Raw genomic sequence first — 23065 nt, 5'->3', positions numbered from 1 at the left:
TGTATCTGTTCGTTTCGCAGGGTAGCTACGTGTTGCCGCGATGGAATGAAGTACCGGCGACCGTCCGCAACAGGCGTTTTGTCGGGATGGGAGGGTGTTTTCACAGGGTTTTATTAACTCTTTAAACACAAAAAGTATGTTGTCACACAACCTTGGCTACCCGCGCGTGGGAAGCCTCCGCGAGCTCAAAAAAGCCAACGAACAATTCTGGGGAGGAACGATCGATCGCGATGCATTGCAGAAAGTCGCCCGGAAGATCCGCCACCAGAACTGGGAAACGCAGCAGATTGCAGGCATCGGCCTCATTCCTTCCAATGATTTTTCGCTTTACGACCATGTTCTCGATACCTCGCTGATGGTAGGCGCCATTCCCGAGCGTTACCACCAGTTGGTCGACGGGAAATCGAACAAAGAGCTCGACCTCTATTTCGCAATGGCCCGCGGTTACCAGAAGAACGGGCTGGATATCAATGCGATGGAGATGACGAAATGGTTTGATACCAACTACCACTACCTCGTTCCCGAGTTTGTGAAGGACCAGAAATTCAAGCGGTATTCGGAGAAGGTTTTGCTGGAATTTGAAGATGCATTGCAAAAAGGCATTCATACCAAACCGGTACTGCTGGGGCCGGTTACCTATTTGCTTTTGGGTAAAGAAAAGGAAAGTGGCTTCGATCGCATTGACCTACTGGACAGCCTTTTACCTGTTTATATATCCATATTAAAAGAACTTGCTGCAAGAGGTGCCGAATGGGTGCAGCTCGATGAGCCGGCATTAGTATTGGATTTGAATGAAAAGGAAAAGCTCGCATTTCTAAGCGCTTACAATCAGATCAGAGAGGCGCTTCCGAAGCTGCGCATTCTGGTAACAACCTATTTCGGGCCGCTAGACGATAATCTGGCAATTGCGACTGCATTACCGGTGGATGCATTGCATTTAGACCTGACACGCGGTGCGGAGACGTTACCACAGATCCTTGCCGACGAAGCATTTGTCTCTTCCACCAAAAAGCTCTCGCTGGGCGTTGTCGACGGCCGGAATATCTGGAAAAACGATTATCAAAAATCGTTAGAATGGATTCAAACAGCTGTAAATGTCCTGGGAGACGAGCGGATTTTGGTGGCACCGTCGTCGTCGTTGCTGCATAGTCCTTATGATCTGGATTTGGAGAAGAATGAGGCAGTACTGACAGCGGAGATTAAAAACTGGCTGGCGTTTGCAAAACAGAAACTGAATGAGGTGACTACATTGGCAAGGCTTGCAGCGGCAGACTATGCGAATGATAGCGCATTTCTGGACAATCAAAAGGCGATTGAAAGCCGCCTTACTTCCGTATTGATCCACAAGCCGGCCGTTAAAGCACGGGTTAGCGAAGTGCGCGAAGGGGATTTCGACCGGCAGAATGCATTTGGTACCCGGCAGGCCATTCAGTTGGAAAAGCTGAAATTGCCATTGTTCCCGTCGACAACCATCGGCTCGTTTCCGCAGACGGATGAGGTAAGGCAGCTCCGGGCGCAGTTCAAAAAAGGTGCATTGACGGCGGACGAGTATGAAACCCGCATTCGGGCGGAAATCGTGGATTCGCTGCGCTGGCAGGAGGAGCTTGGGATCGATGTGCTGGTACACGGCGAATTCGAGCGGAACGATATGGTGGAGTATTTCGGCGAGCAGCTTTCAGGTTTTGTATTTACCCAAAATGGTTGGGTGCAGAGCTACGGCAGCCGGTGTGTGAAGCCGCCGATCATTTATGGCGATGTGGAAAGAGAACAGCCTATGACGGTGAAATGGTCCGCATTTGCACAAGCTAACTCCGAAAAGCTGGTCAAAGGCATGCTCACCGGCCCGGTAACGATCCTGCAATGGTCGTTTGTGCGGGATGACCAGCCGAGGAAGGATACCACATTCCAGATTGCGCTCGCCATACGCGACGAAGTAGTGGATTTGGAAAAGGCAGGTATTAAAGTGATTCAAATCGACGAACCGGCGATCCGCGAAGGCCTGCCATTGCGGAAACATGCCTGGCAAAACTATCTGAAATGGGCGGTGGACGCATTCCGCCTGAGCGCCGCGGGAGTAGCCGATCAGACGCAGATCCACACGCACATGTGCTACTCGGAGTTTAACGATATTATCGATTCCATTGCTGCCATGGATGCCGACGTGATCACGATCGAAACATCGCGCTCGCAAATGGAGCTGCTCGACGCGTTCGCACAGTTCAATTACCCGAACGAGATTGGTCCCGGCGTGTACGACATCCACTCGCCCCGCGTACCGACGGTGGACGAGATGATCCTTTTGCTCGAAAAGGCATTGAAGGTAATTCCGGCGCGGAATTTGTGGGTGAACCCCGACTGCGGATTGAAGACCCGCAAATGGCCGGAAACCGAAGCCGCTTTGCGTAACATGATTTCTGCGGCTAACTTGCTGCGCGAATCGGTCGCGGTTACAGGATAGCGACGGCGGTCGTTTATACTCATTTGTTGTCAGGTATGGTCATGTATAGTCATGAGTAGTCAAGTGTTGTTAGGTATGATCGTGTGTAGTCATTTGTTGTCATGTGTAGTCAGATATGGTCAGAAATAGAGAGATGTGATCGCCCCTGACAGCACTTGACTACCCTTGACTACTTATGACACCACCTAACCATTCTTGACAATTCTTGACTATTCATGACACCACTTAACCATTCTAGACAACACTTGACTACTCATGACAACACCTGACCATCCCTGACTACAAATACGCCGAACTTCATTCCCGTTACGACACCAGTAAACCGTTATATTTTGACATTAGAAGATAGAATTTCCGCTTCGGAAACCCGTGTTTTTAAAACCGTTTTCCCTAATAACACCAATCATTACGATACCCTTTTCGGCGGCACGGCGCTGTCGATGATGGACGAGGTTGCATTTATCGCTGCCACACGGTTCTCAAGGTTGCGTTGTGTGACGGTATCGTCCGACCGTATTGATTTTACGCACCCCATTCCCGCAGGGACCATTATCGAGCTGGTAGGGCGCGTCGAGAATGTTGGAAATACCAGCATGAAGGTGCGCGTCGATATTTTTGTGGAGAAGATGTACGAGGTAAGTCGGGAGAAGGCCGTGACCGGGATCTTCACATTCGTGGCGCTCGATGAGAATCATAAGCCTACCAAAATTCTGTAATATAACCGCGTTAGGCGATCCGGGCGGGCGGAGATTCGAGGACGAAATTGTAGAATTTATCATACGGCACCGAATTGTGCCGCGGACCAATCACGCATTCGAAATGGTTCATAATTAATCATTTAAATGCTCGCCGGTAATGTAAGCTGTTATCATTTCGTTATCCGGACTGTTTATTTGCTTGATTCCGAACCGTTTAATAACATTATACGTGTAATTAGCCGACGGCGCCAAGTTGCAGCCTTGTTCAAAATGCTTATCTTGCACGCCTTTTGAACGGTTTAGCACCAGACTGTACACATTATTCTAATCACGCGTTAATGAAAATTTTAGGTATCTCGGCTTTCTATCATGATTCGGCCGCGGCTCTTATAGATAATGGCGAAATTGTTGCCGCAGCACAGGAAGAGCGTTTTACACGCAAGAAGCACGACCCCGGTTTTCCCTCCAATGCAGTAGCATTTTGTCTTGAATACGGTGGTTTGTCCATTAACGAGCTTGATGCAATCGTTTTTTATGACAAGCCCTTACTCAAATTTGAAAGGCTCCTCGAAACTTACTACGCATTTGCGCCCAAAGGCGTGCGGTCGTTTTTGACCGCGATGCCAGTGTGGATCAAGGAAAAGATGTTCCTGAAACGGCTCATCAATGAAGAGCTGGAAAAATTAGGCTACGATAAAAAGAAGAAAAAGGTGAAAATGCTCTTTCCCGAGCACCACCTCTCGCACGCTGCCAGCGCATATTACCCTTCGCCTTACGAAAAATCGGCTATCCTGACGATTGATGGTGTAGGTGAATGGGCGACAGCGTCGATCTGCCTGGGTGAAGGAAAAGATATCAGCATTCTCAAAGAGCTGCGCTTCCCGCATTCGCTCGGGTTGCTTTATTCCGCATTTACTTACTTCCTGGGCTTCCGTGTGAACTCGGGAGAATACAAGCTGATGGGCCTCGCGCCGTACGGTGACCCGTCGTCGCCGGATATTAAGCGCTACGAAGACATTATCCTCAAAGAACTTATCGATCTGAAAGAAGACGGCTCGGTTTGGCTCAACCAAGACTATTTCGATTATGCTACCGGCCTGAAAATGGTGAATGAGCACAAATGGGAGGCATTGTTCGGGTTCAAAACCCGCCGACCGGAAGATGCGCTCGAAGCGGTGCATTGTAACCTCGGCCTCGCGATCCAGAATATCACCGAAGAAGCGGTGGTGAGAATGGCCAAAGAAGCCAAACGTCTGACCGGTGCCGATTACCTTTGTATGGCCGGCGGCGTTGCATTGAATTGTGTATCAAACGGCAAACTGCAAAAGGCGAATGTTTTTAAAGACATCTTCATTCAGCCGGCTGCCGGCGACGCGGGAGGTGCGCTGGGTGCGGCACAAGCTGCATATCATATCTATTTTGGTCAGGACAGAAAGATTACCTGGAAGGCCGACGCTATGCGCGGGTCTTACCTCGGACCAACGTTCTCTGATCTCGATGTGGCACTTACGGCTAAGAAATACAAGGCGGTTTATACCCATTACGAGAATTTTAAAGACCTGACACAGGAAGCGGCAAGGCTATTGTCGGAAGGGAATGTGGTAGGCTGGGTGCAGGGCCGGATGGAGTTCGGGCCGCGTGCATTGGGGGGCCGAAGCATTTTGGGCGATCCCCGGAATGCCGAAATGCAGAAAAAACTGAACTTGAAGATCAAGTACCGTGAATCGTTCCGGCCTTTTGCGCCCTCGGTACTGGCAGAGGATTGCCAGGACTATTTCGATTACGACGGTATTTCGCCTTATATGCTACTCGTGCATCCGGTTGCGGAAAGCCGCAGGAAACCGGTACCGGCAAATTATGGCTCGCTGGATCTCCGCGAAAAACTCTACTTCGAGCGTTCCGATCTGCCTTCGATCACCCACATCGACTACTCGGCACGTATTCAAACAGTACACAAGGAAACTAACCCGCGTTACTACGAGCTGATCGACTCGTTTAAGTCATTGACGGGCTATGCCGTGATCGTGAATACGAGTTTCAACGTTCGCGGGGAGCCGATCGTTTGCACGCCGAATGACGCATATCGCTGCTTCATGCGGACGGAAATGGATTACCTCGTAGTAGGGAACTATATTTTTGACAAAAAGCAGCAGCCCGAATGGCTGGAAAAAGATAACTGGAAGGAAGAATTCGTTCTTGACTAATCCATTTTCATTGAGCACCCAAACTGATGGCATCTAAAATTGTTACCAGCATCATCCGCATCCTGTTCCTGGGATTGCTGTTTATGTTCCTGTTCTACCCGGACAAATTTCACATCAAGTTCGATTATCCGGGATACCCTCAGAGCGACAGCTGGCATGTACGTCTGGCCAAATTTGCATTCTGGTTTCTGCTGATCATCGAGATCCTGCGCATTTTCTATTATGGTGTGGTGAAAAGCAAAGCCAAAGGGCTGGTAGCCAATATCGTAACGATCATCACCCCACTGGTCGTCGTGTTGATTTTCCTTGAAATCGTGTTTATGTACATTCCGCAGAGCCATGAAGGCGTGCTTTCGAAAGCGTCGCAGATATGGTGGGAAAAATACTGGCATCCGGTGAATGCGCTGGGTTACCACGACAAGGAGATTCAGAATGAACCCGGAAAAAAGAAAGTCCTTGTTATCGGGGACTCATTTGCAGCAGGACACGGTTTGAAAGATGTCAACGAGCGTTTTTCGAATATGCTCGAAGCCAAACTTGGAACAGACAAATACACAATTTACAACCTCGGAATGTCGGGCGCTGACACGCGTGACGAGGTGAACCGATTGCAGGATTTTCCTGTAAAACCCGATATTATCATTCTGGAATATTTCCCTAATGATATCGAGAAGGTAGGTCGCGAAAAAGGTCTCACCCTCACCGGTGCCGAACCTTATGCCGATCTCAAAGGCCCGATGGCGACGATTGTAAAGCGCTTTTATCTGCCGAATTTCATTTACTGGCAATTGCCGCATACCGGTTTCAGCACTTTTGAGAAGTTTGTACAAACCGCATACACGGATACCACGGTGCTAAATGCGCATTTGAGGGACCTTTCGGGAATGCTTGCTTATCGCGATAGTACCAAAGCCCAGATGTACGCCGTTTTTATTCCTTTCCTGTTTCAGGTCGATAAAAGTGCAGGCTACACCAAGCCGGTGGAAGATTATCTGAAAGCGAACAATGTGACCGTAGTGGGGATTAACGACGGTGTGGTAAAAATTCCGGAAAAAGAGCGCGTTGTAGGGAAGAACGACGGCCACGGCAGTGCGGCGCTCAACCAGCTGATAGCCGAGAGGCTTTACCAGGCAATCGGCAAACGATAACTCAGAATTAACGGGTTAGAAGTGGCAAAAAAGTAATTAAGTTCTAAATTTGAATTTTTAAACACTATATAAGATGGATTTTTTAACAGATTTATTCGCATTTATGAAGGAGCGTAAGAAGTGGTGGCTTGCTCCTGTAATCATCGTTCTGCTTCTGATTGGTGTGCTTATCGTGATTGGTGGCGGTTCGGCTGTTGCGCCTTTCATCTACACTTTGTTCTGATTTCTTTCAGCACAACGCAGATCAATACCGTTCTTGTCTGAAACTTCGCCTGGCAGCAATGCACAACGCATTGCTGCCAATAACATACTACTTTATTAAAATGAGTGAATCAGAAAAAGTCAAAGCGCAGCTGGTGATCGTCACCGGGCTTGTGGTGCTATACTTTATTTTTAAATCGCAATATCCCTATTTCCTGATCGCAGCCGCCGTAATCGGTGTTTGCAGTCTGGCTATCCCGGTTTTTGGTGACCTGGTGGTGAGAGGCTGGTATAAGATCGCGGAAGTTCTTGGAGCTATTAATGGTAAAATCCTTTTGTCGCTGGTATTCTTCGTCGTATTATTCCCCGTGGCGATCATTGCCAAGTTGACCAAGAAAAACCCGCTTCATTTGAAGAAAGAGGACACCGATACCGTGTTTACGGAAAGAAACCACAAATACTCGGCGAAGGATCTGGAGCAGGTCTGGTAATGCTGGAGCGTAAATATTACAATGTAAAAAGGCCTGGTATCAGGCCTTTTTTTTGCGGCATGCGCGTTCGTAGAGCAGTTGGAGCATACCGTCTTTCAGGCCCAGGTCGGGTACGTGAATGACGTCTGCGCCTGCCCAGCGCATAGCGGAAGTATAGATGTCGCCCGCCGGTACGATTACGTCCGCGCGGTCGGGGTTGAGTTGCAGTTTGTTAATACGGTCCGCGAGGGAGAACTGATCAATATAATCGCGCATCCGCTGGATTTCTTCGAGACTGGTGGAGCTTTCGGTGAGTTTGGAAGAAAGATCGAAGAGTTTATTGATATTACCACCCGTGCCCACCGCTTGAATAGGCTGGCTGTAATCGACATTCTGGTTGATCCATTCCTTGATTTTCAACCAGGCATTTTTGGATTCTTTTCCTTCCAGAAGGCGCACAGAACCCAGTTTGAAGGACTTGGCCTTAATCTTCTGCCTGTCCTGGTACAGGTTCAGCTCGGTACTGCCACCGCCCACATCAATGTGGATATATTGGCCGTCGCCGAGCGATTGCACCACCACGTTGTTGACCAGTTCGGCTTCTTTCTGTCCGTCGATGATCTGGATATGGATGCCGGTGCGGTTCTCGATGTGGTCACGGACTTCCTGCCCGTTGGCTGCTTCGCGCATGGCCGATGTAGAGCAGGCCATAAAGTCATCGACCTCGTGAAGTTCCATCAGCAACTGGTAAGCCAGCATGAGCTTCATCATGCGGTCTTCACTTTGCGGGGTAATGCGCCCTTGTGTAAAAACGTCATGTCCGAGGCGAAGCGGGAACCGGACATATTCGACTTTCTTGAAACGGGAAATGCCTTCGTCATGCAAGACGGATGAGATCTGCATGCGGGCACCATTGGAACCGATATCTATGGCTGCGAATTTCAAAAGCTCGTCTAGTAGGGGAGTTAATAAAGGCCAAAAATAGAATTTCGCGGACAAGTTTCAATACCCTGCCCGCGAAACTTCATGTGCAAAAGCTACATTTGACGGCCTATCTGATATAGTAGCTTTACTTTTACTCCTGGTCCGGCACTTTGCCTGAGCGGTGAAAGCGGTCTGAAATAATTGACCCAGTAGCCTTCGGCCTGCACCACAATCGGGTGCCATGATTTCTCGATTCCTACCGCGAAGTTCATCGAAGTGATAGGGGACACGTCGCCTTTTTTGGTGAAGCTCTGGCTAAAAAACTCGTTTTTAGGTCCGCGGCAGTCATACGAAATAGTTTCTTTGGAAGACACCTTGAAGTTCGTACCCAGGCTCGCATAGTAGGCCCAATCGTCTTTTATCGTATTGCGGAACGCCAGCGTAAGCGGAATTTGAACCACATTCTGGTCAATTTTGATATTATACAATTCAAAAATGAGCGGCACCTGTCCCGGGTGTGTTTCCTTGAAATCCGAACGGGCCTTGGCTCTGAAAACTGTTTCCGTGAAGAATTCCGCTGGTTTTACTTTCAGCCAGGTAATGCCCGCCGCGATCGAGAATTTCTTTTTGATAATCACCTCTCCAAGTACCGTCTTACCCTGGCCATTGCCTTCGATCTGGTACCCGGCACCAAAGCGGTAAGGCGTTTTCAAAGGCAATTTTGGAATGATACTTTCCGTCTGCGCAACCTGGTCGGCCTTTTTTGCATTCGCTGGCACTTTGGCGATCTGCATGTTATTGGTAACCAGGGCTTTTTGTACCTGACGTGCGGAGAGCCTGCTGGTTAGTTCATAATGCATTTTCCGTTGGGACGACATGCCGGTATGCATTTCCACCGGAGTATTGATAGCCGCAATGCTGAATTCATCACCGAAAGTCCTGCCGCCGGCTGAGTTTGAAGGTGCTTTCGGTAGTTGATTACCCTGTGGATTTACCGTATTTGCATTACTCGGCATATTCGATTCTGCGACAGCCGTTTCGTTGGAGGGCACGGTCGCTACCAGCGGTTCCGCAGCTTTTTCGCGAGGCTGATGTGTAATGTTAGGCTCGGAACCAGTGGAAGTTACCGAATTATGATCGATTTCAACAGTTTCCGGATCTTGCAAGGCATTCGGGTGCAGCGACCCGGCATCAGCCAGCCTTTGTTGCCCATCCTGTTGCACGCTGTTTTGTGCCGGAATCTGACTGTAATCGCGCGGCTGCAATGTAGCTTGAAGGCTCTGTCCATCCGGTGTGGTTTGCAGCACGTAAACCGTATCGGCCTTCGCTGCCTGCGCAGGCTGGTTACGGATCAGCTCGATCTGGCTCTGGAGATTTTTTACGTCCCGTACCAGATGATCATTCTGCGAGAGCTGGTTGACGTACATATATGCCATCACCGACGTCACTGATGCGGCGGCGGCGTACCCGATCCATGAACCGTATTGTTGCAGGAAGGACGGGGGCGTGTGCGTCTGCATGTAATTTTGCATACGGACCCAGTCCTGCTCTTGAAAGTCCGGCTCAATACTTTCTAATTTTCGGCGTATAGTATTTTCAAATCTATTAGTTTTCATTGCCTCTGAATGACTTGACAGCCCAATCACTTGGGAAGAGATGTGGGTAATATTGTTTGATCAAATGCTGCAAACGAGCCCGGGCACGCACATAATGCGATCTTACCGTTGCCTCGTTGATTTGCAGCAGGTCTGCTATCTCTCGATGATTGTAGCCATCCACCACGTATAACAAAAATACATTCTTATAAACCGGTTTGATCTGTTGGATCAGTTCCAGTATTTCCTCAGCAGTGATCTGGCCTATTACATCTTCATCGAATTTGGGATAAGGGGCGTCTTCCAGGGCGATAACATCCTCCGTGTGCTTCTTGTGCTTACGGTAGTAGCTGATCGCCGTGTTCACCATGATTGTACGCAACCATGCCTTGAAAGGATGGTTGGCGTCGTACTTTCCCAGATTGTTAAATACTTTTAAAAAACCTTCATTTAAAACCTCTTCCGCCTCTTCCGCAGACGATGTATACCGCAGGCAAATGCTTTTTGAATAGCCGAAGAACTGTTTATACAAATACCTCTGTGCCTGGTTATCCCCGGCAATACATGCCGCTACCACCGACTCAAAGTCGTTTTCGTTAAAAGATATTTTTCTTCTAAAAAGCAAAGTCAGGGTATCAAATTGTCAGGGATAGAATTTCTCACATTCGAATACGTCCCTGGCCTGTATTCTGTTGCAAAAAATTACGAAAAGTTTTGCTGCTTCGGAAATAGAAATGCCTTTGAAAAAAATCACAAAAAATTGCGTCAGCCATGCAACACGGGCATTGGAGGGGGCGTAAAGGCAGAAAACAGTTTGATACTTTCACAAAAACCCGTGGGTATATCATGAAAAAAGTTTCTCTTTTACTGGTGATACTGGCAGGCATCTGGTTCACAGGCTGTCAGAAAAATAGCGAGCCGTTGGGCCCTGAAACCGAGGCGAGCGATTTCGAAAGTGTGGTTGAATCGGCCGCAAGGCTTGCTGTGGAATCGGACTCGGTGACGTTGGGCAGATGTAAAGGAAAACTTACGGAAGTTGCAACGGCCGATTTGCCCGCGGCGGTGACGGCCTACATTGACAGTGCCTATGCCGGTTCGGAGATCAAATACGCTGCAAAAGATCTATCAGGAAAAATCGTAGTGGCTATTACCCTTGCCGATGGCTCGGTAAAAGGCCTGCTTTTCGATGCGGACGGAACATTTAAAGCGGAGCTGAAACAGCACGTGAAGAAAGCGAAACTCACGAAAATCGAAGTAAGTGCATTGCCGGCTACCGTTACGTCCTACATTACTTCCAATTACACAGGAGCCGAGATCAAGCTGGCGGCAACCAACGATGCCGGCGAATACTATGTGGGTATTCTCGTCGACAGTAAAGTGAAAATCCTGCTGTTCAATGTGGACGGATCATTCAATAAGGAACTGGAAAAACCGGCTTTCGGGCGCGGACATAAGAGACATTAACCGATCATTACCGATCGTCAAAATATTTTGTTAGGGGTGAGTTGGAATACGGTGCTGGATTTTCCGGTGCCGTATTTATTTTTTGGACGGCAGCATTTCCAGCGCCGACGAGTTTTTAATTTCCCCCATGACAAACAAGCTGTGGGTGCTGCCGATGTTTTCCAGCGAACCCAGTTTTTGCATTAAGAACTGCTGATACTGCGACATATCATCCACGACCACTTTCAGCAAAAAATCATAGTCGCCCGAGATATTGAAGCACTCCATTACCTCGCCCATCGCCGAAACGGCTTTCACAAATTTTTCACCCATTACTTTTGAATGCTCCTTCAATGCAATGTTGCAGAAGGCCATCAGTTTCTTGCCTACCTTCTCACGGTCAACCAACGCGACGTACTTTTTGATAATCCCTTCCTTTTCCAGTCTTCGCACGCGTTCGTACACGGGCGTGTAGGAGAGGTTCAACTTTTCCGAGAGCTCGCGTGTTTTCAAAGTAGCGTCCTGTTGCAGCAAATGCAGGATTTTGGCGTCAATATCGTCCAGATTATGCATAGATAGAATATCTTTATTCACTCCTAGAAGGCTTCGAATATAGATAAATAATTTAAGTTAAATCAAGTTACCAGACTTTTAATCTGAATTTTTTGATTTTATTGAACAAAACATCTATTGGCTTAAATTTGTCAGTTCAGAAGCTCTATGCTTTTCCGGCGAAATGATAATCATACATTTAAAACACTTATGGTAGCAACTCAAAAAGCAGATATCCGCGAAATTCTTAAAAACCGCATTCTGGTACTGGATGGCGCTATGGGTACGATGATCCAGCGGTACAAATTGCAGGATCACGACTACCGGGGAGAACGGTTTGCAGACTGGCCGCACGATGTGAAGGGCAACAATGATCTGCTTTCACTGACGCGTCCGGACATTATCAAAGAAATTCACGCCGCCTATTTCGCGGCCGGGGCAGACATTGCCGAAACCAATACATTTTCAGGCACGACCATCGCCATGGCCGACTACGGCATGGAGGAAATCGTGTACGAGCTCAACTACGAGTCGGCTCGGCTGGCACGTGAAGTAGCAGATGAATTTACAGCGCGGGAACCGCACAAGCCCCGTTTTGTGGCAGGTTCAATAGGCCCGACCAACCGTACCGCATCGCTTTCGCCGGACGTGAACAACCCCGGTTTCCGCGCGATCAGCTTCGACCAACTGGTGGAAGCCTATTACGAGCAGGTAAAAGGCCTCACCGACGGCGGCTGCGATGTGCTGCTCGTGGAAACGATTTTTGATACTCTCAATGCAAAGGCTGCGCTTTTCGCGATCGACCAGTTCTTTGTGGACGCGAAAGTTGGGAAAGTCGAGCATTTGGAATCGTGGCGGATAGAGCCGGGGCAGGCGCTGCCGATTATGATTTCGGGAACGATCACCGATGCTTCGGGACGTACCCTTTCGGGACAAACTACCGAGGCATTCCTGACGTCAGTATCGCATTTGCCATTACTATCAGTGGGTTTGAACTGTGCATTAGGAGCGGATTTGATGCGTCCTTACGTGCAGATCATGGCCAAAGAGTCGCCATTTTACACCTCTGCACACCCGAATGCGGGCTTGCCGAACGAAATGGGTGAGTACGACCAGACGCCGGAGCAAATGGGCGAGATTATTGACGGGTTTTTGAGGGATAACCTGGTCAATATCATCGGCGGCTGCTGCGGAACGACGCCTGACCACATTCGCGTAATCGCGGATATTGCCGGGAAACACAGCCCGCGGCCATTGCCGGCTTCTGAAACAGTGATGAAACTTTCGGGCCTGGAACCAGTGAAAATCAATGCGCTGACCAATTTCGTGAATATCGGCGAGCGCTGTAACGTGACCGGTTCGAAGAAATTCGCCCGCCTGATCCGCGAAGGCAAATACGACGAGGCGCTGACCATCGCGCGCGAGCAGGTGGAAAGCGGCGCGCAAGTGATCGACATTAACCTCGATGAAGGGATGATCGATGGTGTGGAGGCGATGAAGACATTTGTGAACCTGATCGCATCCGAGCCCGATATTTCCAAGGTGCCTCTGATGATCGACTCTTCGAAATGGGAGGTGATTGAATCCGGTTTGAAATGTGTGCAGGGAAAATCCATCGTGAACTCGATTTCTCTGAAAGAGGGTGAGGAGAAGTTCAAGGAATCGGCGCGGACGGTACTTCGCTATGGTGCGGCTGCTGTGGTGATGGCTTTTGACGAAAAAGGACAGGCTGATAACTATGAGCGCCGCATTGAAATCTGTGAACGCGCTTACCGCATTCTGGTGGATGAAGTCGGTTTCCCGGCAGAGGACATCATTTTTGACCCGAACATCCTGACCGTCGCGACGGGAATGGAAGAACATAATAACTACGCTGTCGATTTTATCAACAGTGTGAAATGGATAAAGGAAAACCTTCCGCATGCGAAAGTTTCGGGTGGTGTCTCCAACGTGTCTTTCAGTTTCCGTGGAAATGAGCCGGTACGCGAGGCGATTCACACCGCATTCCTTTACCATGCGATCAAGGCAGGAATGGATATGGGTATTGTGAATGCCGGTCAGATCGGTATTTATGATGAAATTCCGAAAGATGTTCTGGAACTGGTTGAGGATGTGTTGCTTAATCGTCGTCCCGACGCCACTGAACGTTTGGTAAGTTATGCGGAAACCGTAAAGGATAAGGGCAAAACACAAACCGGTCCCGACCTTTCATGGAGACAACTTCCCGTGAAGGAACGCATTTCGCACGCATTAGTAAAAGGTATTGCCGATTATGTTGACGAAGATATTGAAGAATGCCGCCTGCTGTTCGATCGTCCGCTCGAAGTGATCGAGGGACCGTTGATGGATGGTATGAGCGTCGTTGGCGACTTGTTTGGTGAAGGTAAAATGTTCCTGCCGCAGGTCGTGAAATCGGCGCGAGTGATGAAGAAAGCCGTGGCCTATTTGCAGCCATTTATTGAGGCTGAAAAGCAGGAAGGCGGTTCTTCGGCGGGTAAAATCCTGCTTGCTACCGTAAAAGGAGATGTGCACGATATTGGTAAAAACATTGTAGGCGTGGTGCTCGGCTGTAACAATTACGAGATCATCGACCTCGGTGTAATGGTGCCGACAGACAAGATCCTGGCCGCTGCACAGGAGCATAATGTAGACATCATCGGCCTCTCTGGCCTTATCACGCCGTCGCTGGACGAAATGGTGGGCGTAGCGAAAGAAATGGAGCGCCGCAGTATGAAAATGCCGCTTCTGATCGGCGGTGCCACTACCTCGCGCATTCACACAGCTGTGAAGATCGATCCAAACTACTCAGGACCGGTAATCCACGTCCTCGATGCGTCGCGCTCGGTACCTGTGGCCGGAAAACTGATCCAGAGCGAGCAAAGCCAGGCCGAAGTGTTGGCGGATATTAAGGCCGAATATGCAAAACTGCGCGATGATCATTCGAAGCGTGGTGGCGAAAAGGCGCACGTAACCATTGGTAAGGCGAGAGATAACAAAGCCAAAATCGATTGGAGCAACTTCCAGGCCGTGAAACCGCAGTTCCTGGGCACACGTGTGTACGATGATTACGATCTGGCCGATATTGCCAAATACATCGACTGGACGCCGTTCTTCCAGACCTGGCAGTTGCACGGGAAATACCCGAAGATCTTCGATGATGCAGTCGTAGGTAAGGAAGCCATGAAGCTTTACGAAGACGCTGCAGTGCTGTTGGGCGAAATCATTCGGGATAAATCTCTGAAAGCACGTGCGGTGGTAGGTTTCTGGCCTGCCAACTCAATCGAGGACGATATTGTGCTGCATCATTTCGAGGAGGAAACGAAGGAAGTGCCTTGTGAACGTCATGGCTCGCACCAGCATATTGAATATAAAATCAGTCAGCAAGGTGTCGAAAACCTGAATGCCGGTGAGCTGGTAGCGGATACGGCTGTGGTACTGCACCATTTGCGTCAGCAAAGCCAGAAAGCGGCTAACTTGCCGAACTACTGCTTGTCGGACTTCGTAGCGCCGCTCGAATCGGGCCATACCGACTATATCGGCGGTTTTGCGGTGACAGCCGGTGTAGGTATCGAAGCATTGCTGGAAAAGTATGAAAAGGATCACGATGATTACAACAGCATCATGATCAAGGCATTGGCCGACCGTCTGGTGGAAGCATTGGCCGAGCTAATGCATGAGAAAGTGCGCAAAGAGTTGTGGGGTTATGCCAAAGCGGAAAACTTCACCAATGAAGAATTGATTAAAGAAGAATATATCGGCATCCGCCCGGCGCCAGGTTATCCTGCTTGCCCGGACCATACCGAAAAACGCCATTTATTCGACCTGCTTGGGGCGGAGGAACTTGGCATCACGCTTACCGAGAGTTTCGCGATGTACCCTGCAAGCAGTGTGAGCGGCTGGTATTTCTCGCATCCGGAGAGCCGTTATTTCCCAGTCGGCAAGATTCATAAGGATCAGGTCGAGGATTATGCGCGGCGCAAAAACATGCCGGTAGAGGAAATCGAGAAATGGCTTTCGCCGGTGCTCGCATATTAAGATAGTATTATTAAAAAAATGCAAAAAGAGAATAGTAGCCTACTATTCTCTTTTTTTGTGCCCAAAACATACTAATTTTTACAAAAGGGCGTAATTAGGTGGTATGCCGTGTCGTAATCAGGTATTTATACGCTATTTTTTTGTAGTTAACCGTCTGATATTTGCATGACTTAAGTGAGAACTTAATAGTTTGTTAGCCATGAAAAGAAATATCTCAGTTTTCATTCTTCTAATCCTGCTGGCATCGTCCTTTAAATACAGGAGCATGACAAGAGAAAACACTTTGCCAATTATTACGGCGGGTTACGAGAGTAAACAATCACCCAAGGCTGTTGTAGCGCCCTCTCTGGACGCTGCAATCGCCGACCTTCACAAGGCCAATCTTGAAATGGCGAAAGGTAATCCGGCATTCATTAAGTCGTTATGGTCGCACCACGATGACGTTACCCTATTCGGAGGTGCCGAAAACCTGGATTCAAAAGGATGGAAGGCGGTGGAAGCAAGTTTGAACAATACCGGATCGATTCCTGCAAAAGACGTGACCTACACTTATGAAAAGGTCGCGAGCCAGGAAGGCAGTGCGCAAGGTTACCTCATTCAAAAAGAACATTACCGGTTCGCCGATGGGCGCAAGGCTGATTTACATGTCACAATCCTGTTCCGGAAAGAAAATAATGTCTGGAAAATCGCACACCGCCAGGCCGACTCTCTTCCAACTGATGTAAAATCAGACAAAACTTCTAAATAATTGCCTCTCTTCCTGATATTTTGAGTTAGTTGCGACCATGCGACTAATTTGTTGTTATTTTGCACCTTTGGTTAAAAAGTGACAACAAACTACGCATGGAGAGATTTACAGGATTGTTGGGTATCGTATTGATCCTGGGCATTGCATTTGCGATGTCGAACAACAGAAAGGCCATTAATTACCGCACAGTCGCCGTTGGCCTGGGCCTGCAATTCGGGCTCGCAGTCTTTATCCTCCGTACCGACATTGGCCAGCGAATCTTTCAGTGGCTGGGTGAAAAGGTCCAGAAGTTGCTCTCCTTCTCCGATAAAGGTGCCGATTTCGTTTTCGGTACATTGGTGCGGCCAGATCTGATGCAACGTGCATTTGGCCCCGGCAACGACTTCGTTTTTTTCTTCAAGGTTATTCCGACGATTATTTTTGTGGCTGTGCTGGTGAATATGCTCTACCATTTGGGCATTATGCAGCGCGTCGTGTCGGTCATCGCGCGGGCGGTGTACTGGCTCATGGGCGTGAGCGGTGCCGAAGCGCTCTCGAACGTAGCGAGTACGTTTGTAGGGCAGGTTGAAGCGCAGATTATGATCAAACCCTATCTGAAAAACATGACCAACTCCGAGCTCATGGCCTCCATGACCGGAAGTTTCGCCTGTATTGCCGGTGGCGTAATGGCTGTGTACATTTCACTAGGAGTACCGGCACCTTATCTGATTGCCGCCAGCTTGATGGCTGCCCCGGGTGCATTGGTTATTTCAAAAATTGTATTTCCTGAAACCGATAAGTCGGACACGAAGGGGATGGTAAAGCTGGAAATCCAGAAAACGCATGCCAATCTGCTAGATGCGATTGCCGCGGGAGCGGGAGAAGGTCTCAAAGTAGGTTTCAATGTGATTGCCATGTTGATCGGCTTTATTGCGCTTGTTGCATTGCTAGATTATTTACTGGGCTATATTGGCGGCATTTTTGCATTTCCACAATTGAGTTTCAACTTTATCCTGGGTAAAATATTCTCTGTTTTTGCATGGGCAATGGGCGTCCCGGCCAAGGATATAGAGGCAGCCGGCTCGTTGATGGGCACCAAAATGGTGATCAACGAATTTGTAGCTTACCTTGATATGGTGAAATTGAGAGACACGCTCGACCATAAGACTATTGTGATTACCAGTTTCGCACTGTGCGGCTTCGCCAATTTCAGCTCCATTGCCATCCAGGTGGGAGGGATCGGTGAGCTGGCACCTTCGCGGCGGGCAGACTTAGCGCGACTGGGTTTTAAGGCGTTGATTTCCGGCACGCTGGCGTCTTATATGTCCGCTACCCTTGCCGGATTGCTTTTGTAGACTTGATTGTAAAGTAATATTGATTGAATGTGGAAAGAGCACCTTGGTTGCTCTTTTCTGCTTTTAGCGGAACTTCATAAAAAGGTTACAGGCCCCGTGGCATAATAGTTTTTACCAGCAAGCTATCTGCATTCGAAGAACCATACCAACGCATTATATGATGAAACGTATCAAACTCTTCTGGTCGTTGCTCCAAGACAGCTTCAATGAATTCCTCAACGACAATGGTATGAAGCTGAGTGCTGCACTTTCGTATTACACCATATTTTCCCTGGCACCAATGTTGCTCGTTATTATTTCGGTGTTCAGTATCTTTTTCGGAAGAGATGCGATACAGGGCGAGTTGTTTGGGCAAATCAGCGGGTTGGTAGGCGCTTCGGCTGCTTCGCAGTTGCAGGAAATCCTGAAAAATGCTGAACTGTCGAACAAATCGGGATTGGCAGCTGCGATAGGTATCGGCACATTGCTGGTGGGTGCTACCGGGGTGTTTGCCGAGATGCAGGATTCGATCAACTTTATATGGGCCATTAAGGCTAAGCCGAAAAAGGGCTGGCTGCAATACCTGAAGAACAGGCTGATTTCTTTTTCGTTAATCCTCACGCTGGGTTTTTTGCTGGTGGTATCTTTGGGAGCCAGCGCGCTGGTAGACCTGTTGAGTTCGCGGTTGGAAGCGTTGTTTTCGGAAGCGTCGGTAGTCGTTTTTTATATCGTTAACCTCGCATTGGTGCTTTCGATTATTACAGCGCTGTTTACCGTGATATTCAAAGTGTTGCCGGATGGAGACCTGCGTTGGAAGGAATGCCTCGTCGGGGCTGCATTTACGGCCGTTTTATTCCTGATCGGGAAATTCGTCATTAGTTTTTACCTCGGGCAATCCGACCTCGGAGCGGCTTATGGCACATCTGCATCGATCGTGATCCTCCTGACCTGGATTTACTACTCGTCGATCATACTCTATTTCGGGGCAGAGTTTACGAAGGTTTACGCGCGGCTCGATGGCGTGGCAATCGCGCCTAACAAACATGCGGTGCTAATCGTACGACAGGAATTGGATCGAAAAACAGGAGTCAAGATCACAGACTAAAAGGTTGGCCTCCCTCGGCCCACATTTAATGCGGGCCGAGGGAGGCCAGATAATATAAAACGGCACAGTTTAGCGGATCACCAGTTCGAAGGGCATGCGGGTTTGCATACCGCCCATATTCATCAGTTTTTGATACATTTTAACATACGGAGCGAGGTCTCCTAATGCCTTGTTCGTCGCTTTTTCCTCATTGCTGCCCAGGAACTTGTCGATCATTTCGTCCAATGGGCGTTTTTTCTCAGGATAGTAGCGTACACGGTAGTCACCTTCGTTCAGTTTGGCAGCTTTCGCGGCAATTTTGATCGCATCGTCCACACCGCCCAACACGTCTACAAGGCCATTCTGTTTCGCCTCTACACCCGACCATACCCGGCCCTGTGCGAGGCTTTTCAGCTTTTCAACCGGCATCTTACGGCCTTCGGCTGCTTTGCGTGTGAATGTTTCGTAGCCTTCATTCACGCTTTTCTGAATCATCGACTTTTCGAACTCGGTCATTTCGCGGGTAGCGGTCGGCCAGTCGGCATGCGGGCTGGTACCGACGCCATCGAAGGTAATACCAAGCTTGTTGTTCATAAAGTCGGTTACATTGAAGATCAACCCGAAAATACCGATGGACCCGGTAATCGTATTAGGCTGGGCCACAATGGTATCGCAACCCATGGCCATATAGTAACCGCCGGAAGCGGCGACGTCGGACATCGATGCAATGACCGGTTTCTTTTTAGCCGTAATCTGAATCTCGCGCCACATGACGTCCGAAGCCAATGCGCTGCCGCCAGGCGAGTTAATGCGGATCACAACCGCTTTGATTTTGTCGTTTTCGCGGATTTCTTTCAGTTCTTTGATGAACTTGTCGGAGCCGATATTCTCATCACCACCGTCGCCGCTGGTAATTTCACCCTCGGCTACCAATACGCCGATACGTTTGTTGAAATCACCTTTCTCCGGTGTACTGGCGCCGTCGAGGTACTTGCTCACGCCGAGGTACGAAATAGGTTTATCCGCATCGACTTTCAATTCCTTCTTCAACGCCGTTTCCAGCTCATCCTGGTAGCCAAGGTGGGTAACAAATTTGTATTTCAATGCAGATTTCGGGTTTTCGACGGCCAGGGAATCGGCGAGGTTTTTGAGCTGATCCGCCGGGACGCCTCGGGAGGCCGAAATGTTTTTCAGGAAGTTGTTATTAATGGCGCCAATCAGTTCAATAGACTGTTTTTTGCTCGCCTCGCTCATATCCTGCCGCGAGAACATTTCAATGGCACTTTTGAATTCGCCTACCCTGAATACCAATGGCTTGATTTCAAGCTTATCAAATGTGCCTTTGAAGAAACTGTATTCCGCCGAGAGTCCGTTCCATTCAATGCCGCCCGCCGGGTTGAGGTAGATCTTGTCGGCTACGGAAGCGATGTAGTAACCTTTTTCCGAATAGCTTTCGCCGTAGGTTACGATGAATTTCTTCGATTTTTTGAATTCCAAAAGCTGGTTCCGGATTTCCTCCAATGTCGCCCAACCGGCTTCGGGACCTTCTGTTTTCAGGTAAATTCCTTTGATTTTGTCATCGTTCTGAGCGCTTTTCAATGCTTCGAGGATGTCCTTTAATCCCACCACGGTTTCTTCTCCGGTGAAGGGGAGCCCAAATTCCGACAACGGGTTGTCGACACCTACTTCCCTGATGGGCTGGTTCAGATCGAGTTTGAGTACGGATTTTTCTGAAATCGTCACTTTTTCGTCCGAAGAGAACATCGCACCGATGCTGCCCAGGATCACAAAGGAGAGGAACACGAAGAGGATAATGCCCACGAAAGTAGCCAGGACATATTTAAGGAACTGTAACATAATCTATTGCAAATGGATTTCTTCTCTATAAGTTGATCAAGGAACAAAATTACATATTAATTGTCGCGGTTTGTGGATGAAATAATGTCAAAAGGTAGTTTATCCATATTAAGTGGTTGAAAATAACCGTTCCAATTTTTCGGCCTGAACCGGCAGTTTTACAAAAGCAGATTATTTACTTTTGGAGAAAAAACCAGCACATGAAAAAGACCCTCATTTTAGTCCGGCACGCGACCGCAGAAGACCAGAGTTTCAGAATCAAGGACTTTGACAGAAATCTGAACAGTAAGGGTTTGTCGGAGTCGCTTGCGATGGGGAAATGGCTGGTTCAGGAAGGGGTGAAGCCCGATGTTTTTGTATCGAGCCCGGCGTCACGCGCATTCAAGACGGCCGAGATCATCGCAGGGCAGTTCAAAGTGTCTGTTGACGAGATCCAGAAACAGGAAGGGATCTACGACGGAGGCCCCAGGGCATACTTGCAAGCAGTGAACAGTACTTCAGAACAGTACTCGACGCTGATGTTATTCGGTCACAATCCCGACATTACCTATTTCGCGGAATACCTGTCTGGAGCGAGTATCGGTTCCATGAAGAAGGGAAGTGCCGCGTTTATTGAGTTTAAAAATCAGAAATGGGAAGAAATATCTGCCAAAACCGGTGATCTGATGCTTTATAAGACGCCCAAGCAGGTAAGAGAAGAGGAAGAGTAAATGGAACAGCCAAATCGTAACAGGAAAATATTCATTTTCGTCTTTATCGCATTCGTAGCGCTGTTTGCCTACATTTCATACGATATGTCGAGCCGTACCACAGCGCCATGGAATAAACCCAAGCAGCTGAAACGGGCATTACCGGGTGCCACACCCGACTCCGATTCTCTGAAACTGGATTCGCTGCTGAAAGAAGTCGAAGACTAGCCGCTCAGCTTCTGGGGTGAAACTCGGTAATGATCTGTCGGAGGTAATCCCGGTCGAGGTGGGTGTAAATCTCGGTAGTGGTAATCGACTCGTGCCCCAGCATTTCCTGCACGGCACGCAAGCTCGCTCCTCCTTCGATGAGGTGCGTCGCGAACGAATGCCGGAACGTATGCGGGCTCACGTTTTTATCGATCCCGGCCTTTTCCGCGGTATCTTTGATCATCAGGAAAATCATCACCCGTGAAAGCTGGCCGCCGCGGCGGTTCAGAAACACAATGTCTTCGCTGCCTTTTTGAGGCGCAATATCGCCCCGTACGTGGTCGAGGTAGATTTGCGTGTATTTAATGGCCTCCCGGCCAATGGGCACCAGCCGCATTTTGTCGCCTTTTCCGATAACGCGCAGGAAGCCGATATCGAAATGGCAGTTGGTCAGTTGGAGGTCCGTGAGCTCCGAAACGCGTAATCCCGAACTATACAATACCTCCATAATTGCGCGGTTCCGTGTGCCTTCGGGCGTAGAATGGTCGATCGCGTTGAGCATGGTCTCAATCTCTTCATAGGAAAGCACATCGGGCAGTTTACGTGGCAGGCGGGGGGATTCGAGCAGTTCGGTCGGGTCTTCCGTGATCTCGTTTTCCAGCAACAGATATTTGAAAAATGCTTTGATTCCCGAGAGCATGCGTGCCTGCGAATGCGCGGCGAGCCCAAGCTCGGCAATGTATTTAAGGAATGCCGAAAGGTGTTCTTCCTGTACGCGGGCAGGTGCAAGGTCGATTTTACTCAGTTCCAGAAACTCTTCCAGCTTTTCAACATCCCGCACGTACGCTTCTACCGAGTTGCCGGAAAGGGAGCGTTCGAGGCGGAGATAATTTTTAAAATGTTTGATGTAGCTTTGCCACATAGCGAAAAAAGAATTTATGAATGCTACAAAGCAAATGAAAAAGATATTGATCCTGAACGGCCCGAACCTGAATCTTTTGGGCAAAAGAGAGCCTGGTGTATACGGAAATCAGTCATTCGACGATTATTTTGAAACATTGAAAGCGGTTTTTTCTGATGTGGAGCTGCATTATTTCCAATCGAACCACGAGGGTGCGCTGATCGATAAAATACATGAAGTAGGTTTCTCATTTGATGGGATCGTAATCAATGCAGGCGGTTATACGCATACTTCCATCGCCCTCGCGGATGCGCTGTCGTCCGTTCCCACGCCGGCCGTTGAGGTGCATATTTCAAATATCCACGCACGGGAGTCGTTCCGCCACCACAGTTATCTGACGTCGCGTTGTAAAGGCATTATAGCGGGCTTGGGGCTTAGAGGATATGAGTTGGCGGTGCGGTATTTTCAATGATTGAATGAGTGAATGACTGAATGAGTGAATGGAATTAGTCAGGAAGTCATTCGTGGTCAGGAGTTG

20 protein-coding genes are annotated in these 23065 nt (G+C 48.8%); 14 read left to right on the top strand and 6 right to left on the bottom strand.

The window, feature by feature from the left end; genetic code table 11:
- Positions 1–136: 136 nt before the first annotated feature.
- From metE to AC2YIT_RS02915, 6 genes are all read left to right on the top strand, one after another.
- Entirely contained in the window at positions 137–2458 is a 2322-nt protein-coding gene (metE, locus tag AC2YIT_RS02940; protein ID WP_487278180.1) for a 5-methyltetrahydropteroyltriglutamate--homocysteine S-methyltransferase, read from the top strand.
- A 332-nt stretch (positions 2459–2790) separates the two neighbouring features.
- A complete protein-coding gene (locus tag AC2YIT_RS02935) occupies positions 2791–3174 on the top strand; it encodes an acyl-CoA thioesterase (RefSeq protein WP_487278179.1) in 384 nt (127 codons plus the stop codon).
- Between the two features lie 320 nt (positions 3175–3494).
- On the top strand, positions 3495–5360 hold the full coding sequence (locus AC2YIT_RS02930) for a carbamoyltransferase family protein (RefSeq protein ID WP_430842616.1): 1866 nt from the start codon (positions 3495–3497) through the stop codon (positions 5358–5360).
- 26 nt (positions 5361–5386) lie between these two features.
- The gene (locus AC2YIT_RS02925) at positions 5387–6508 is read left to right on the top strand and encodes an SGNH/GDSL hydrolase family protein (protein ID WP_487278178.1); all 1122 of its coding nucleotides are present in this window, start codon (positions 5387–5389) and stop codon (positions 6506–6508) included.
- A gap of 73 nt (positions 6509–6581) precedes the next feature.
- The gene (locus AC2YIT_RS02920) at positions 6582–6731 is read left to right on the top strand and encodes a DUF5989 family protein (RefSeq protein ID WP_015812275.1); all 150 of its coding nucleotides are present in this window, start codon (positions 6582–6584) and stop codon (positions 6729–6731) included.
- Between the two features lie 100 nt (positions 6732–6831).
- On the top strand, positions 6832–7200 hold the full coding sequence (locus AC2YIT_RS02915; RefSeq protein ID WP_430842621.1) for an SxtJ family membrane protein: 369 nt from the start codon (positions 6832–6834) through the stop codon (positions 7198–7200).
- Between the two features lie 39 nt (positions 7201–7239).
- Here the strand turns inward: AC2YIT_RS02915 and AC2YIT_RS02910 are convergent, their stop codons facing one another.
- The 3 genes from AC2YIT_RS02910 to AC2YIT_RS02900 all read right to left on the bottom strand — a co-directional run bounded on the left by AC2YIT_RS02910 (position 7240) and on the right by AC2YIT_RS02900 (position 10323).
- A complete protein-coding gene (locus AC2YIT_RS02910; RefSeq protein ID WP_223403925.1) occupies positions 7240–8124 on the bottom strand; it encodes a Ppx/GppA phosphatase family protein in 885 nt (294 codons plus the stop codon).
- Between the two features lie 92 nt (positions 8125–8216).
- Complete coding sequence (locus tag AC2YIT_RS02905) at positions 8217–9635, bottom strand: hypothetical protein (protein WP_487278177.1); 1419 nt, start codon at positions 9633–9635, stop codon at positions 8217–8219.
- Positions 9636–9708: 73 nt separating this feature from the next.
- Complete coding sequence (locus AC2YIT_RS02900) at positions 9709–10323, bottom strand: RNA polymerase sigma factor (protein ID WP_430842625.1); 615 nt, start codon at positions 10321–10323, stop codon at positions 9709–9711.
- A 221-nt stretch (positions 10324–10544) separates the two neighbouring features.
- Between AC2YIT_RS02900 and AC2YIT_RS02895 the strand changes: the two genes are divergently transcribed.
- The gene (locus AC2YIT_RS02895) at positions 10545–11162 is read left to right on the top strand and encodes a PepSY-like domain-containing protein (RefSeq protein WP_487278176.1); all 618 of its coding nucleotides are present in this window, start codon (positions 10545–10547) and stop codon (positions 11160–11162) included.
- A 75-nt stretch (positions 11163–11237) separates the two neighbouring features.
- On the opposite strand, the gene AC2YIT_RS02890 is transcribed toward AC2YIT_RS02895, so the two are convergent.
- Entirely contained in the window at positions 11238–11714 is a 477-nt protein-coding gene (locus AC2YIT_RS02890; RefSeq protein WP_106597110.1) for an Lrp/AsnC family transcriptional regulator, read from the bottom strand.
- 189 nt (positions 11715–11903) lie between these two features.
- Here AC2YIT_RS02890 and metH point away from each other — a divergent pair, with 189 nt between their 5' ends.
- The 4 genes from metH (at position 11904) to AC2YIT_RS02870 (ending at position 18894) form a co-directional block, all read left to right on the top strand.
- Positions 11904–15728: a methionine synthase gene (gene metH, locus AC2YIT_RS02885; protein WP_487278175.1), complete on the top strand. Its 3825-nt coding sequence runs from the start codon at positions 11904–11906 to the stop codon at positions 15726–15728.
- Between the two features lie 265 nt (positions 15729–15993).
- Positions 15994–16476 (top strand): nuclear transport factor 2 family protein, encoded by a 483-nt coding sequence (locus tag AC2YIT_RS02880; protein WP_487278174.1) that lies wholly within the window; start codon positions 15994–15996, stop codon positions 16474–16476.
- A 95-nt stretch (positions 16477–16571) separates the two neighbouring features.
- Positions 16572–17810 carry a NupC/NupG family nucleoside CNT transporter gene (locus tag AC2YIT_RS02875; RefSeq protein WP_430842634.1) on the top strand — a complete coding sequence of 413 codons (1239 nt, stop codon included), beginning with the start codon at positions 16572–16574 and terminating at the stop codon, positions 17808–17810.
- A gap of 157 nt (positions 17811–17967) precedes the next feature.
- Positions 17968–18894: a YihY/virulence factor BrkB family protein gene (locus AC2YIT_RS02870; RefSeq protein WP_487278173.1), complete on the top strand. Its 927-nt coding sequence runs from the start codon at positions 17968–17970 to the stop codon at positions 18892–18894.
- A 69-nt stretch (positions 18895–18963) separates the two neighbouring features.
- Here AC2YIT_RS02870 and sppA read toward each other — a convergent pair whose 3' ends face one another.
- A complete protein-coding gene (gene sppA, locus AC2YIT_RS02865) occupies positions 18964–20730 on the bottom strand; it encodes a signal peptide peptidase SppA (protein WP_487278172.1) in 1767 nt (588 codons plus the stop codon).
- Between the two features lie 200 nt (positions 20731–20930).
- On the opposite strand from sppA, the gene AC2YIT_RS02860 reads away from it, so the two are divergent.
- The gene (locus tag AC2YIT_RS02860) at positions 20931–21440 is read left to right on the top strand and encodes a SixA phosphatase family protein (protein WP_487278171.1); all 510 of its coding nucleotides are present in this window, start codon (positions 20931–20933) and stop codon (positions 21438–21440) included.
- Positions 21441–21647, top strand: coding sequence for a hypothetical protein (locus tag AC2YIT_RS02855; RefSeq protein ID WP_487278170.1), 207 nt, complete (start codon positions 21441–21443; stop codon positions 21645–21647).
- Positions 21648–21651: 4 nt separating this feature from the next.
- Here AC2YIT_RS02855 and xerD read toward each other — a convergent pair whose 3' ends face one another.
- Entirely contained in the window at positions 21652–22548 is an 897-nt protein-coding gene (xerD, locus tag AC2YIT_RS02850) for a site-specific tyrosine recombinase XerD (RefSeq protein WP_430842644.1), read from the bottom strand.
- Positions 22549–22582: 34 nt separating this feature from the next.
- Here xerD and aroQ point away from each other — a divergent pair, with 34 nt between their 5' ends.
- On the top strand, positions 22583–22999 hold the full coding sequence (gene aroQ, locus AC2YIT_RS02845; protein ID WP_487278169.1) for a type II 3-dehydroquinate dehydratase: 417 nt from the start codon (positions 22583–22585) through the stop codon (positions 22997–22999).
- Positions 23000–23065 lie beyond the last annotated feature (66 nt).

This window comes from Dyadobacter sp. SRI_021, assembly GCF_057586235.1.
Note: the sequence above shows the minus strand (reverse complement) of the source record. Positions and strands in the feature narration are given on the sequence as shown.